At 43.2% G+C, this 13,169-nt stretch carries 12 protein-coding genes and 1 pseudogene; 1 reads left to right on the top strand and 12 read right to left on the bottom strand.

The window, feature by feature from the left end; translation table 11 throughout:
• Positions 1-14: 14 nt before the first annotated feature.
• Positions 15-305 (bottom strand): annotated as a pseudogene (locus IGJ25_RS01590) (type II toxin-antitoxin system RelE/ParE family toxin).
• Positions 295-624, bottom strand: a complete 330-nt coding sequence (locus IGJ25_RS01585; protein WP_081116686.1) for an AbrB/MazE/SpoVT family DNA-binding domain-containing protein — start codon at positions 622-624, stop codon at positions 295-297. Before IGJ25_RS01585 ends, IGJ25_RS01590 begins: the two are co-directional and overlap by 11 nt.
• Positions 625-879: 255 nt before the next feature.
• Between IGJ25_RS01585 and IGJ25_RS01580 the strand changes: the two genes are divergently transcribed.
• Entirely contained in the window at positions 880-1,236 is a 357-nt protein-coding gene (locus IGJ25_RS01580) for an MmcQ/YjbR family DNA-binding protein (RefSeq protein WP_010748512.1), read from the top strand.
• Positions 1,237-1,344: 108 nt separating this feature from the next.
• On the opposite strand, the gene IGJ25_RS01575 is transcribed toward IGJ25_RS01580, so the two are convergent.
• The 10 genes from IGJ25_RS01575 to IGJ25_RS01530 form a co-directional block, all read right to left on the bottom strand.
• Positions 1,345-2,787: a glycoside hydrolase family 1 protein gene (locus tag IGJ25_RS01575; RefSeq protein ID WP_208788334.1), complete on the bottom strand. Its 1,443-nt coding sequence runs from the start codon at positions 2,785-2,787 to the stop codon at positions 1,345-1,347.
• Positions 2,788-3,214: 427 nt separating this feature from the next.
• Positions 3,215-4,120: an ROK family protein gene (locus IGJ25_RS01570; protein WP_159161167.1), complete on the bottom strand. Its 906-nt coding sequence runs from the start codon at positions 4,118-4,120 to the stop codon at positions 3,215-3,217.
• Between the two features lie 35 nt (positions 4,121-4,155).
• The gene (locus IGJ25_RS01565; protein WP_081116689.1) at positions 4,156-5,346 is read right to left on the bottom strand and encodes an MFS transporter; all 1,191 of its coding nucleotides are present in this window, start codon (positions 5,344-5,346) and stop codon (positions 4,156-4,158) included.
• 18 nt (positions 5,347-5,364) lie between these two features.
• Positions 5,365-6,825, bottom strand: coding sequence for a DUF1593 domain-containing protein (locus IGJ25_RS01560; RefSeq protein WP_081116690.1), 1,461 nt, complete (start codon positions 6,823-6,825; stop codon positions 5,365-5,367).
• Positions 6,826-6,935: 110 nt separating this feature from the next.
• The gene (locus tag IGJ25_RS01555) at positions 6,936-8,384 is read right to left on the bottom strand and encodes an FGGY-family carbohydrate kinase (protein ID WP_081116691.1); all 1,449 of its coding nucleotides are present in this window, start codon (positions 8,382-8,384) and stop codon (positions 6,936-6,938) included.
• A 1-nt stretch (position 8,385) separates the two neighbouring features.
• On the bottom strand, positions 8,386-9,327 hold the full coding sequence (locus IGJ25_RS01550) for a transketolase family protein (RefSeq protein WP_208788336.1): 942 nt from the start codon (positions 9,325-9,327) through the stop codon (positions 8,386-8,388).
• On the bottom strand, positions 9,314-10,150 hold the full coding sequence (locus IGJ25_RS01545) for a transketolase (protein WP_005231740.1): 837 nt from the start codon (positions 10,148-10,150) through the stop codon (positions 9,314-9,316). Before IGJ25_RS01545 ends, IGJ25_RS01550 begins: the two co-directional genes overlap by 14 nt.
• Positions 10,141-11,559: an L-fucose/L-arabinose isomerase family protein gene (locus IGJ25_RS01540; RefSeq protein ID WP_081116693.1), complete on the bottom strand. Its 1,419-nt coding sequence runs from the start codon at positions 11,557-11,559 to the stop codon at positions 10,141-10,143. Before IGJ25_RS01540 ends, IGJ25_RS01545 begins: the two co-directional genes overlap by 10 nt.
• 31 nt (positions 11,560-11,590) lie before the next feature.
• Positions 11,591-11,878: a hypothetical protein gene (locus IGJ25_RS01535; RefSeq protein WP_010748502.1), complete on the bottom strand. Its 288-nt coding sequence runs from the start codon at positions 11,876-11,878 to the stop codon at positions 11,591-11,593.
• Positions 11,879-12,047: 169 nt separating this feature from the next.
• The gene (locus tag IGJ25_RS01530) at positions 12,048-13,055 is read right to left on the bottom strand and encodes a LacI family DNA-binding transcriptional regulator (protein ID WP_016608965.1); all 1,008 of its coding nucleotides are present in this window, start codon (positions 13,053-13,055) and stop codon (positions 12,048-12,050) included.
• Positions 13,056-13,169: the final 114 nt, after the last annotated feature.

Below are 13,169 nucleotides of genomic sequence, written 5' to 3'. Positions count from 1 at the left end.
ATTCAGGTCCCCAGTTATTTCATTAACTGCTTTAACTGTCCATAAAAATTCTCATGGGTGCCACATAACAAGTCTGGAATCACTTAGTCATCGATCACATCATAAGCAATACGATAGGTTGTCCCTGCATACTTAAAACTCTTCGACCAGATTCCAGCTAAATCGCCAGTTTTTTGATCGCCGCTATACGGTTCGACAGCTATTTCATCATAAATGACATGAAGAAACTTTTGTTTCAGCGGTTTCTCCTTCAACTTTTTTAAATAGTTCACTACTTGTCTAGATGGAATCACCTCATAAGCCAATTTCAGTTGCCAACTCCTCTTTGGTCATTGCTTTCCCGTCGGTAGCAGTCTCCTTTGCAATTGTCTTAAATGAAGAAATCAGCTTACTCTTACGCGCTTTAAATTCGGATAAAATATCTTCGTGTTCGTATCCCTCATTAATAATATCAGTCAAGATATCTTCACTGAAATCATCGAATGGCTTTACCGGTTCAATAAATTCATACAAGATCCCATTTTCTACTAGCTTTGCTTCTACTTCCACACCATTGGGAATACCAAAGTCTTTGGGCACCGTCAACATAATGGAATTCCCTTGTTTTCTTGTTTTCGTAATCATCGTTGCATCCCTCCCTCTGCTTTAGTAATTACTCTGTAAGAACATTATATCATAATCGAATGTAATGATAAGTAATGCCGAAAGCTGTGTGTCAGATTGAGAAAATAAACCGCCTGCTACTTTGCCTTATTTATGACTATCGATAAAGCAGGTGATACGGCTCATTAAACCAAAGAGCCCAATCTCCTTTTCCAGCGAAATTTCAACAAAAATACGGTATACTGGATATGATTGAATAAAAAGGCAGGGATACCCATGGATCTTAAAAACCGGCTGATCGCCTTCGCTCAGACCTTCAATGATGTTCAGATCGACCATCCATTTGCAAAGTTTCCCGAGTACCAAGTCTTGCGGCACCGCAAAAGCGGCAAATGGTTTGGCTTGCTGATGACTGTAGAAAAGCAAAAATTAGGCTTGGAAGGAACGGAAATGATCGAAATTTTAGATGTCAAAGCAGCGCCCGAAATGGTTTCGATCATCAATCAAAGTCGCGGCTATTTACCCGCTTATCACATGAATAAAAACCATTGGCTCACCGCATTACTAGATGGCTCTGTATCAGAAAAACAACTCCAATCTTTGTTACGAGACAGCTATGAACGTACCCGTTAAACCCAAATATCACCAAAAAACCGATCAACGATGCGCCTATATAGGAGCACCGTCGATCGGTTTTCTTTTATAACGGATCCTGTATTATCCGTGAGTCTAACGAAACACTTAGGCCAACTCTTCTCCGTTTGTTGCAATGACTTGTTTGTACCAATCGAAGGATTTTTTCTTAGAACGATCCATCGTGCCGTTGCCTTCGTCATCAAAGTCAACATAGATAAAGCCATAGCGTTTGCTCATTTCGCCTGTTGAAGCACTGACAAGGTCGATACAGCCCCATGGGGTGTAACCGATCAAGTCTACGCCATCAGCGATCGCTTCGCCCATTGCTTCAATGTGGCGGCGCAAGTAATCGATACGATAATCATCTTCGATCTTACCTTCTTCGTTAAAGGTATCAATGGCTCCTAAGCCGTTTTCCACGATAAACAACGGTTTTTGGTAACGATCATATAGTTCATTCAACGCGATGCGCAGCCCTTCTGGGTCGATTTGCCAGCCCCATTCACTTGCTTCTAAGAATGGATTGCGGACGCCGCCCAACAAGTTTCCTTGCACTTCATCGGCTTCTTCTGTGGTGATATCCACGGCAGAAGACATGTAATAGCTGAAGCCAACATAGTCAACAGTATGTTCAGCGATCAAGGCTAAGTCTTCTTCGGTAATCTCAAGATCCTTTTTATTGACGCCGTGTTCTTTGTACAAACGATCCGTAAAGGATGGGTATTTTCCACGTACTTGCACGTCGGCACAGTAGTAGTTGAAGGCTTGATTATGGATCATCGTCGCCACTTGGTTGACTGGGTTCGCATCAATGCTGTAAGTCGTTGCATAAATGATCATACAACCGATCTGTAGCTCTGGGTTTAATTCATGGCCGATTTTGACTGCTTTACTGCTGGCAACAAATTGGTTGTGCCACGCTTGGATCACGTTTGTAAAGTCGCTGGCACCCGTGCTGTTGACCATTCCTTGACTCAATGCGGAGAAATGGAAAGCAGAGTTGATCTCATTGAAGGTCATCCAGTATTTGACTTTGCTGTGGAACCGTTCCAAGACAACTTTTGCAAAACGTTCATAGAAATCGATCAATGCTCGATTTTTCCAGCCACCGTATTCTTTGGCTAAATGCAAAGGCATTTCATAGTGAGAGATCGTAACCACTGGCTCGATCCCGTATTTCAAACATTCATCGATCAGCGCATCGTAAAATGCTAGCCCAGCTTCGTTTGGTGTCGTTTCATCGCCTTTTGGAAAAATACGTGTCCATGCGATAGAAAAACGATAGCTCTTGAAGCCCATTTCTGCAAACAACGCAATGTCTTCTTTGAAACGGTCATAATGGTCGATCCCGCGATGATTTGGGTAGGTGTATTTGTCCTCATCGATCGTCCAATCAAACGTATCACTGCCTAAAATCGCTAAACGCTGTTTGCCGCCAGGCATTGCATCCGCCACTGACAAGCCTTTGCCATCGCGATCGAACGCCCCTTCTAATTGATTCGCTGCGGTCGCGCCGCCCCATAAGAAATTTTCTGGAAATTTTGCCATTTGCTCGTTCTCCTTTTGTTTTCTTTTGATAAACCTACCTAGCTGATTACTGAAAAATCCCCGATAAAAAACAAAAAACCTAAATAAGAGCCGCTGCTAAAACGAGAAGAGCGCTTTCTTATTTAGGTCTTGCCTGATCGAGTCAGTAACAATCCACGTGGGTTTTCTTTCTTTAACTATAGCACTAACTCGTTGGCTTGTCATCATAAAATCGGTTTCTTTTAAACCGTTTCCCCCGTTGAAGGTCCTTGTATTCATTTAACACTTGAACCAACGGTGTAAGAATAAACATAATCACCCTAATCGAATTCATACTCTTCTCAATCGTTGTTTCTATATTTTGTAAGGCTCTTCTATCTAGATGTCAGGACATAAGTCGGTTGTCCTTCTCGTATGGCAAATACAATTGCTTTGTCTGCTCTTTTTTTTAAAGAGCCTCCTTCCCCCTCCTGAGAAATGGCGTGATTGCACCTAGAAGATTCGCTTCACTTTGAAACTTACAACCTTTGATCTTCAGTGGGGCTAACATCAAATCGATCAAATCCACTCGGTCACGCAACTCCTGATACTTCGATTGAACTTGATCGATCAAAATACTTTGTCGACTGATCCCTCCCCCAATCACGACGGTTTCTATATCGATGACTGCTTGCAGATTGATGATCAGCGTTGCAATACGTTCACAATAGTTTTCAAAAAGCAGTGTTAATTCGCAATTAGTTTCTTGTTGGATTGCTTCAAAAACAGCTGGTCCGTCATTTTCATCTTCAAGCCCTAACAATGCGGTACCTTGCTTCACAAATTCAACCGCCGAATGCGTAAAACCAGTCACATCTGAGACATTCATCAATGAAGGAGCCTGAATCATGAAGCTTAATTCACCGGCTTGAAAATGACTGCCTTCGAATAGTGTATGATTTAAAATCAAACCACCGCCAACCCCAGTCCCTAAAATGATCGCTGCACCATTTTTTACACCTTGCAAATTTCCCAGCCACTGCTCAGCAAGCGCAGCTGCTTTCCCATCATTTGTCAGCTCACACTGAATGCCACAAGCTTTTTCGATCAATGCTTTTATCGGGACCTCATGGAGATAACCCAAGGAACCCCCAAAATAGACGATTCCTTTTTCTGCATCCACTTTCCCTGGTAGACTAAGACCTACACCTGCAATTTCGGTTTTGAATCGTTTAATAATTGCTAGGATTTCTTCGAGAAAATCCGCCAAGTTTTGAGGCGTTTTTTGTTTGTCACAAGCAGTTAATTGCCCTGAAACATCTACAACGCCATATTTAATAAACGTGCCCCCAACATCTATACTTAAATATTTCATTACGTTCCTCTAATTTCTGTTTTAATCGCGACTCATTAATCTAATGTCAACCGTTTGCCAATCAGCAAATAAATCACCGCAAAAACCAGCATGACAGTTCCAGCAAAGATAAAAGCAAAAGCAGCACGCTCATTGCCAAACATGATCGTCGGTAACGAACCGAAATATGGGGCTAGAAAAGAACCCAGATTTGTGCCGACCATTGCTATTGAAATCGCCAAATTGATCGATCCTTTTGGTGCTTTACTCATGATCAATCCCCATGAATAAGGCAGTAGCAAGGATCCGCCAAAGCCTAAGAAAACAACGATCAGAGTAAATGTAACAAAATTCGTAGTCTGACTCAGAAAGATAAACCCAAGTCCCAGAAATAGATAGCTAATTGGTAAAGAAAAATGTTTTGTATGTTTGACGAGTTTACTGTAAAACAGATTGGCAATGATCGAAACAAACGTGTAGATCGACATGACGATACCAATGAACGAGGGATTGGCAAAGTTTTCTTCTGCGACGAAGATACTTGATTTTAGGAAAAAGACCATCAAAAATGCAAAACTGATCAGTAATGCGATTGCTTGTAAAATAACTGGTAAATTGACGGATTGCTTTGTTTTGTTCCCAATTTCTTCCTCTGACGCGACGATATCAGTAAGTTTTGGTTCATCATCTCGAGGTCCCCAGATAAAATAAAGCACTAAAGGAATGATTCCGACAAAGTTGGCAGCAAAAGCAATTTGCCAACCGCTAAACATCAGGATACCGATCAAAAAGGTAACTGCTGTTTGTCCAGCACTCTGAACGGCACTTTGTAAGCCGATCAGGCGCGCTTTTTCTTCACCTTCATAATATTCACCAATCAAGCTAACGGCTAGGGAATTGAACAAACCAAAGCCCGCACCTAGGACCAAACGGGAGATATAGATCAATGAATAGCTGCTGGAAAAGACAGGAAATATTCCTGCAAGAAAAGATAAAATCAATCCCAATAACACTGTTTTTCGTGTCCCAATCATTCGAACAAAAAAGGAACTAAGCAACACGAAAATCATTACTGTGAAGTTGGAGGCAGTTACTAATGCTTCTACCGCCGTTGCACTTTGATCGACAAACGATTCTTGCATCAAGCTAACAGTTGCTGCAATTGCGCCACTCGTTGTCAACATCAATGATAAGGAAAGAAGGGCTACTTTGAACATGAAGTGTTCAGATTTTCTATTTGTTTGCATAATTATCACTCCATCATTTTATTTTGCGATTAAAATAACTCGCTGATACGTTGTCAAAGTGCCATTCGTTACCTCTAAAATCAAATGAATTGTTTGACCAGATTGGATATTTTCTGGAATTTTCACTTCGACGGTTTCTGTGTTTTCTCGAACAAGCTTAATTGGATCAACGGGTGGTTTAGCAAGCTTTTCAGATACTTTGCCAAACAATAAGCCCATTGATTCAAATTCAGCGCCTGTGGGAACAGGTGCCGTTTGATAGGTTGATGCCTCAAAGTAATGCCACCATTTAAACGCTAAATCTCGCTGATTTGGATCAAATGCTTTTGCTTGAATCTGGACGGTTTCTCCGGGAGTAACTTGTTGATCGTTCCCCTTTTTAATAGATACAATCGGATAGTGGGCCGCTTCATCATACGTTTCGGCAACACACCAGGCTGCCCGACCTTTAAAATCATCTTGAATGTCATCGAACCATCTCGTTAAGGTATATTGTGCTTCATACCTTTGGTTATAAGGATTATAGTCCATTGCACTATTGATGTACTTACGGGCACCAGCCACTTTTTCAAATCGGCCGCCCCAACCGCCATAGCTGGGATCATCACTATTTCGCAGCCCATTGTTTAAGAAATAGAAGTAAGAAGGGGAATCTCCTTCTGAGATAAAATCAAAGCGCGCATAGTCTGGATTTTTTTCTAAATAGCGATCGATCCCACGCTGTTCTTCTTCAAGCTCGCCTTCTAAAACATTGCCATCTCCGATCAATGCATATTTTTTTAATAGCGGACCGTGATTGTCTCTTAGATTCAATTGCCATTTAGGCTGTAACCGTGTAGCTAACTGAGACTCCACCATTTTCCAAGCATAGGCAAAATACCAGAAATTGAAACGATCATTAATGACTTCAATCGACCAATTTTTCTCAATGTATTCGCTATAGGTGACATCCTGGTCTAAAATGATATAAATAATCACCTTTTTTTCAATTCGCTCTTTGATTGCCTGCCAATCTGGCTGATGGGCATATTTTTCCTCAATTGACTTCAATGCCCTAGCCGTTGTATTCGTTCCTCCCCACGTTTGAATGTATAGTTTCCGTGGATCCTCATCATTCATCAAATAATCCTCAATGAATTTGGAGCCCTCGGTTTCTTTGGTCATTTCTCCCGGTGAATCAATGTTCCCGATATAGTAAATACTTTTCAAGTATTCGGGAGAAGGATAATCCTCAGCGTGTATTTTCAAGTTCGGATATACCTTAGCATAAAGATCAATAAATTCATTGATCCACTCAGTTCCTGTCCACCGATACGGTTCAATGTCTTTAGCTAGATCGCCCGCATAATGATAAACTGAACTTGTCAGGACAATCCCCTCGGTATCAAAACAGTCGCTATAAAGTAAATAGCGTAAAAATGAATTCATATCATCGACTTCACCGTCGGTTGTTATAATTGTTCTGGCTTTGTTATTCATTGTTATCATCTCCTTTTCTTACAAAAATAGTGTCTTGCTTTATTAAAAATTCAGCCATCCTGTTCATTTCGAAAAAGCAAAACGAGGCATCCTGTTCCTATAATTTTCCTTTATCCTTCACTAAAAGTAGCTGATTTCTCAATGAACCGTTTCCATTTTTCATATTTCAAACGGATCACGGCCTGTTCGGCTTGCGGAACGATCGTGGTTTGATGAATAGCTGGTTCATTCATGGTTGGATTGGCAACAAGCATCGTGCCGATGGCTGAAAATTCTTCGACTTCGCTGACGATGACGGGTTTATTGATCAAAGTCGCCAATAAGCTCATCAAGGCGCGGTTTTTCGAAACACCGCCATCGATCATTACCTGATTGATCAGTCGTTCAGCGACTTCTTCCATCACATCGATCACTGCTTTGATTTGAAAAATGATGCTTTCTAAAACGGCTTTCAACAGCTCATGGGTCGTCGTTGTGCGTTTCATGCCGACAAAGCTGGCAGTCATCGTATTATCCCAAAAAGGGGCGCCCATTCCTTGCAATGCTGGGATAAAATAGATGTCTTCTTGACTGTCATTGGTCAGCACTTCTTGACAGATTTCAGCTACATCTGGTAGCGGAGCCACTTGCTCACTGAACCAGTTGATGGCGTCACCACAGGAACGGATGATGCCTTCTAGCGCAAACGCTGTTTCCTGGCTAGTTTGCCAGCCGACCGTCGTCAAAATGCGGCGATCTCGCAACGTCTGCTCCTGCTGCACTTGCATCATGATCGAACAACCGGTACCCATCGTGATTTTTACATCCCCAAGGCTTTGACAACCTTCCCCGAATAATGCCGCTTGTGAATCGGCTAAGATTCCTTTGATAGGGATTCCGTGATAGTTACCGAAAACCGTATCAGCAGGTTTGATCGCTGGCAAGTCTGCTAAATGGATGCCAAAAAGTTTGACGAGTTCTGCATCCCAACGGCCCTCTTCAATATTGTAAAACAATGTTCGGCAAGCGTTGCTGGCTTCTGTCGCAAATACCTTCCCTTGCGTTAAATTCCATAACAGCCAGCTGTCCATCGTACCGATCGCCAACTCGCCAGTTCCCGACTTTTCCTTGATAGCCGATAATTCTTGTGCCAGCCATTTCACTTTGGTGCCAGAAAAATACGGGTCTAAGCGTAAACCGGTCTTTTGATTGATCGTCCTTTCCCAGCCTTGTGCCGTCAATTCTTCACAAATCGCGGCGCTGCGGTTGCATTGCCACACGATCGCATTGTACAAGGGATTACCAGTCAATCGGTCCCATGCAACGATCGTTTCTCGCTGATTGGTCAAGGACAAGGAAACGATTTGACCTGCAATGATCGCTTGTTCTTGAAACACTTGTGCCAGCAATTCTTGGACATTTTGCCAAATCTCGAGGGGATCATGTTCGACCCACCCGACTTTTGGATAAATTTGGCGGTGTTTTTTATCGTAACGCTGCAGGATTTTCCCTTCTTGAAACAGTAAGAGCTTGGTACCGGATGTACTCTGATCTAAAACCAGCTGATAGGTCTTGTCCATCTTAAGCTCCTAGAAACGCAACCGCTGTTTTCGCTATGGAGGCACCGTCTAAGCCATAATGGGCAAACAGTTCTGACGAAGAACCAGTAATCAAGGCTTCATCCGGAAAAGCAATGATTTTTTGTCGAATGTCCGTTTCTTCTGTCAGTGTTTCCGCCACGGCAGCTCCTAAGCCGTTGTATTGGCTGTGTTCTTCCACAGTGATCACGGTGCCTGTTTCTTTCGCCACTCGTTTGACCGTTTCTGAATCAAAGGGCTTCAAGGAATGAACATTTAAAACGGTAGCAGTGATACCTTGTTTTTCCAATAGCTCAGCAGCATCCAACGCTTGGCGCACGGTTTCGCCGGTGGCGATCAATGCGACATCTTGGCCGCTTCTCAGCTCAATGGCTTTGCCGATCTCAAAAGGATAATCTGCAGAATCATAACAATCTTCAACAGGATTGCGACCGAGACGGATATAGGCCGGTTGATTTGATGCCGCTAAGGCTTTAAACATTTGGATCGTTTCAAAGCGATCTGCTGGCAACAGCACTTGCAAATTAGGGATCGCTCGTGCCACTGCGATGTCTTGCAAGGAATGATGACTCATGCCTAATGCCCCATAACTGACACCGCCGCTGATGCCTACGAGTTTGACATTCTTATTCGAATACGCGACATCGACTTTGATCTGCTCGATACTGCGCATGCTGAGAAAACAAGCTGGAGAGGCAACGAAAGGGCGTTTGCCCATATGGGCCAAACCGGCCGCAATACTGACGATGTTTTGCTCTGCGATCCCTACTTCCACCAATTGTGTCGGTAATTCCTTGGCAAAAGCTGCTAACGAAGCGGAACCACGAGAATCACTGGTCAACACCGTGATCGCAGGATTCTTTTTTCCTTCTTCAATCAATACGTCGCACATCGCTTGGCGATTGGCAATATTATTTTTTCCCATGAGTCAAAACCTCCATTTGCTGATCAAGTTCGGCAATAGCTTGTGCAAGCTCTTCTGCCGTTGGCACTTTATGATGCCATTGCGCTTGATTTTCGGCTGCAGAATAGCCTTTGCCTTTGATGGTTTTAGCAATGATCAGCTTCGGTTGATTGGGCTGATGCGGTTTTTCTAATGCAGCCACCAAGGCAGCCATATCATTGCCATCAACGATATGCACATCCCAACCAAAGGCACGCCATTTTTCATCTAGCGGCTCCACTGCCATCACATCTTCCGAGGCGCCCGTGATCTGCAAGCCGTTGCGATCAATGATGGCGGTCAAATTGTCCAGCTGGTAGTTGGCAGCCGCCATGGCTCCTTCCCATACCGAGCCTTCTGCTAATTCGCCATCTCCCAACAACGTATAGGTTTGATACGTGCGGTGATCCAGTTTGCCTGCCAAGGCGATCCCTACTGCGACAGGTAAGCCGTGGCCTAGCGAACCAGTATTCATTTCAACACCAGCTACTTTATTGTTTGGATGACCGATCAGTCGTGAACCAAATTGTGAAAAGGTGGCTAATTCTTCTTTCGGCAAAAAACCTTTGTCCGCTAAAACGGCCCATAGTACTTCTGCCGCATGTCCTTTACTTTGGATATACTGGTCACGATCTTGCTTTTGAGGATCTTTCGCATCGACATTCATTATCCGATAATACAAGGCCACTAAAATATCGGTACAAGAAAGATCCGAACCAGTATGACCCGTTTTTGCTTGATAGATCAGCTCTAACACGGATTTTCGAATCGTTAAAGCCTTCATCTCCAGCTCGTTTATTTCCATGATTGATCCCCTCTCAAGTATGCTTTGACGTCTTCTTCGATTGGATCATAAAAATCTGGCTGCACACCGATGTATTTGCACGCTTCATACAAGATCGGCACCACATTTTTTCTGACCGCCGCAACGTGATGAATATAAGGGCCCTCAACGAGTTTGAATTCCAAGCGATTCAAATTCGCAAATTCCAGATAGAGATAGGTCCCTTGATTGTATGGGCCATCGATCCCTTTACCAGTACCCATCAGCAGTGAGTACTCGCCGTTGTCCCCATCAAAGCGACACAGCGTATACTCGTCTTTGATTGCCCGAAAAGCGACTGATCCTGGATAGTCAAAAACAAAATGTCGTTGCGGCAAGATCGGTTTGGTCTCTGCGGTGGAATAAGCAAAAACTCCTAAGTGCTGCAGCAATTCGCCATTCTCATTTTCTGGATGGCGGCAGTTGACATCCGCAAAGATTGCTCGGTGTTCCCCCAACGAAGCGGCTTCGACCAACAGTTCCGAGATCGCCCCATGGACATCCGTCTCACAGACAAAAGGCAAACCTTTTTCTTGTAACAGCGACAAGGAGGCATACGGTAAAATACCGATTTCGTCTTGTAAGGCCGTCCAACACTGGATGACCCCTGCATTGCAGCCGTAGCTTTCACATAAGTTTTGCAAGGCCACTTTAAGGGCTGCCACCATCTCCAAATCTTTCGCCGAAATTTGGACTTCCGTATTGGTTTCGAAATAATCAATGACTGCTTGCACTTTATCTGGCTGCTGTTCTTTGACTTTCTTGATTTCTTGCACCACTTCTTGGATCGGTACTGGTGATAGCGAAATATTGAAACGCTCCAATAGTTCGCCTTCGTTGCAGATCACAGTCCAAAAATCAAAGGGGCGTGGGCCAACTTGCAAGATTCGTGTTTGTTTGAAGGTCTTGACGACATTGCAGACTTTGATAAAGTCTTGCAAGCCGCGGGCAAATTCTGGTGAATCAATATCAGAATTTTTGACATAGGTGAAAGGTACCTTGAAACGGCGCAAGACTTTCCCAATAGCGAAAAGACCGCATTGCGTATCCCGCAAACGTGAACCGTCGGCGGCTGGCGTCTCATCTTTAGGTCCCCACAGTAAGACGGGGACATCTAGTTTTTTGGCTAGACGAGCACAGGCATATTCCGTACCAAAGTTTTCATTGGCTAGAAAAAGACCGTCGATCTTCGCTGCTTTGAATTTTTCGGCGATTTTTTCAACCCCTTCATCATCGTATAGTAAGCCGTCTTCGTTGATATCTAAAATATCTACATAATCAATGGCGAGTTCGTCCATTTTTTGTCGTGTCAGATTGGCGTACTCAATGGCTGCTTCTGCACTAAACAAATTTCTTCTAGTCGGGGCGAACCCGATGGTTACTTTATCCATAAAACCACCCTTTGCGTTTTAGTATATTTAGCTAAATTTTTATTTCTTCGACGATTCGTGCTACATTTTTGCTCAGAAATTCCTCATCCGTCAGTAAAACGATTTTTTTATCAGGAAAGGCTGCGGCGACTTTCGCTTGATTGAAGCGGGTTTGAGGAGCTAAAATCAAAAAATCATAGTCATTCCCCACCATAAATATTTCTGAAAAAGGCGCGGAATTGACTTGGTAATGCTGTTCATCCGCTAGTTGCTCTTTGAGCGCTTTGACGAGCAGTGCACTGGAGAGCCCAGTGGCACAAAAGAGACCGATCTGTGTCATCTATTCACTTCCTCAAAATGTAATCCCTTACTTTTTACACCTTAAATATAGCACAAGCTAAATATTTTGCAATATTTTTAGATAAATATTTTTGTTTAATAACTAAAAAAGGACAAAACGCTTGCTAAACGTTTTGTCCTTCTTCTTATTTTTCATATTATTTTTACTCTTAATTGATGCTTTCGCGTTCGACGATCGTCGTGGCGACCAGCATTTTCAGATGGTTTTCATCTTCACTCGTGATTTTCTCGATCAAGCGTCGCACGGCTTGGCGACCAAGGTACACTTTATCTACTTTGACGGTGGTCAGTGGTGGGTTGCAAAATTCCGCCAAAGGAATATCATCGAACCCAACAATGGTCAACGGATGATCGGGAAACACTTCGCGAATGGCTTTCATGGCACCGATGGCGATATTGTCATTGACCGCAAAAAAGGCGCTTGGCAACGGTCGCTGATCGGCACGCAAGGATTCCAAATAGACCTTCATGTCTTGATAGGAGCCCTCCAAGGTGGGTTCTACTAAGGCTTCCGTCTCTTCATAATGGATCAGATCATGCTCTTGGATCGCTTGGATGAACCCTTGCTTGCGTTCACGGAAGTTGTTGATTTGAAAGGTTGAATTGATGATGCCGATGTCACGGTGGCCTTTTTCGATCATCTTTTCAACGATCTCATAGGCACTGTCACGATTATTGATGGCGACAAAATCAAAGTCCTGCGAATTAAATACCGTATCTAAAATCACTAACGGTACTTCCAAATGGCGAAAGACTGCTAAATCTTGTTTTTCCAATTCCGTTCCTAACAATAGCAAACCATCTGCTAATTCTGGACGGATCTTTTCGATCGGGTCTTCTTCTGGTGCCAGTGTGATATGGGAAATGACCAGTTCATAGCCTAACGCACTGCACTCCATTTCGATTCCTCGGATCAATTCAGAAAAGAAAGGCGTATCCCCTACGACATTTCCTTGTTTGTTCATTACGACAAATTTGATTTTTTGACTTTCCGTTTTTTTAATTTCTCGCTGATCAAAATACCCCATCTCACGAGCGATCTTCAAGATCGCTTGCCGTTTTTGTTCACTGATCCCCTTACGATTGTTGATCGCATTAGAGACTGTTCCGCTGGAAACGCCAGCTTTTCGGGCAATATCAGAGATCACAACTTTCATCTGCTCACCGCTTTCTGCTTCTCATTCTGTTAAAAGTATAGCAAAAGAATTGTTTTTTTACTACCAAAAAAGCTAAAACAAACTAAAATTTTTAGTTTGTTTTAGCTTCTACTT

It is taken from the genome of Enterococcus sp. DIV0240d, from assembly GCF_051711245.1.
Lineage (GTDB): Bacteria > Bacillota > Bacilli > Lactobacillales > Enterococcaceae > Enterococcus_D > Enterococcus_D casseliflavus.
Note: the sequence above shows the minus strand (reverse complement) of the source record. Positions and strands in the feature narration are given on the sequence as shown.

What these genes read in the sequence shown, in the direction of transcription:
- IGJ25_RS01585 (WP_081116686.1), bottom strand. Translation starts at nt 624, where the DNA reads ATGATTACGAAAACAAGAAAACAAGGGAATTCCATTATGTTGACGGTG.
- IGJ25_RS01580 (WP_010748512.1), top strand. Translation starts at nt 880, where the DNA reads ATGGATCTTAAAAACCGGCTGATCGCCTTCGCTCAGACCTTCAATGAT.
- IGJ25_RS01575 (WP_208788334.1), bottom strand. Translation starts at nt 2,787, where the DNA reads ATGGCAAAATTTCCAGAAAATTTCTTATGGGGCGGCGCGACCGCAGCG.
- IGJ25_RS01570 (WP_159161167.1), bottom strand. Translation starts at nt 4,120, where the DNA reads ATGAAATATTTAAGTATAGATGTTGGGGGCACGTTTATTAAATATGGC.
- IGJ25_RS01565 (WP_081116689.1), bottom strand. Translation starts at nt 5,346, where the DNA reads ATGCAAACAAATAGAAAATCTGAACACTTCATGTTCAAAGTAGCCCTT.
- IGJ25_RS01560 (WP_081116690.1), bottom strand. Translation starts at nt 6,825, where the DNA reads ATGAATAACAAAGCCAGAACAATTATAACAACCGACGGTGAAGTCGAT.
- IGJ25_RS01555 (WP_081116691.1), bottom strand. Translation starts at nt 8,384, where the DNA reads ATGGACAAGACCTATCAGCTGGTTTTAGATCAGAGTACATCCGGTACC.
- IGJ25_RS01550 (WP_208788336.1), bottom strand. Translation starts at nt 9,327, where the DNA reads ATGGGAAAAAATAATATTGCCAATCGCCAAGCGATGTGCGACGTATTG.
- IGJ25_RS01545 (WP_005231740.1), bottom strand. Translation starts at nt 10,150, where the DNA reads ATGGAAATAAACGAGCTGGAGATGAAGGCTTTAACGATTCGAAAATCC.
- IGJ25_RS01540 (WP_081116693.1), bottom strand. Translation starts at nt 11,559, where the DNA reads ATGGATAAAGTAACCATCGGGTTCGCCCCGACTAGAAGAAATTTGTTT.
- IGJ25_RS01535 (WP_010748502.1), bottom strand. Translation starts at nt 11,878, where the DNA reads ATGACACAGATCGGTCTCTTTTGTGCCACTGGGCTCTCCAGTGCACTG.
- IGJ25_RS01530 (WP_016608965.1), bottom strand. Translation starts at nt 13,055, where the DNA reads ATGAAAGTTGTGATCTCTGATATTGCCCGAAAAGCTGGCGTTTCCAGC.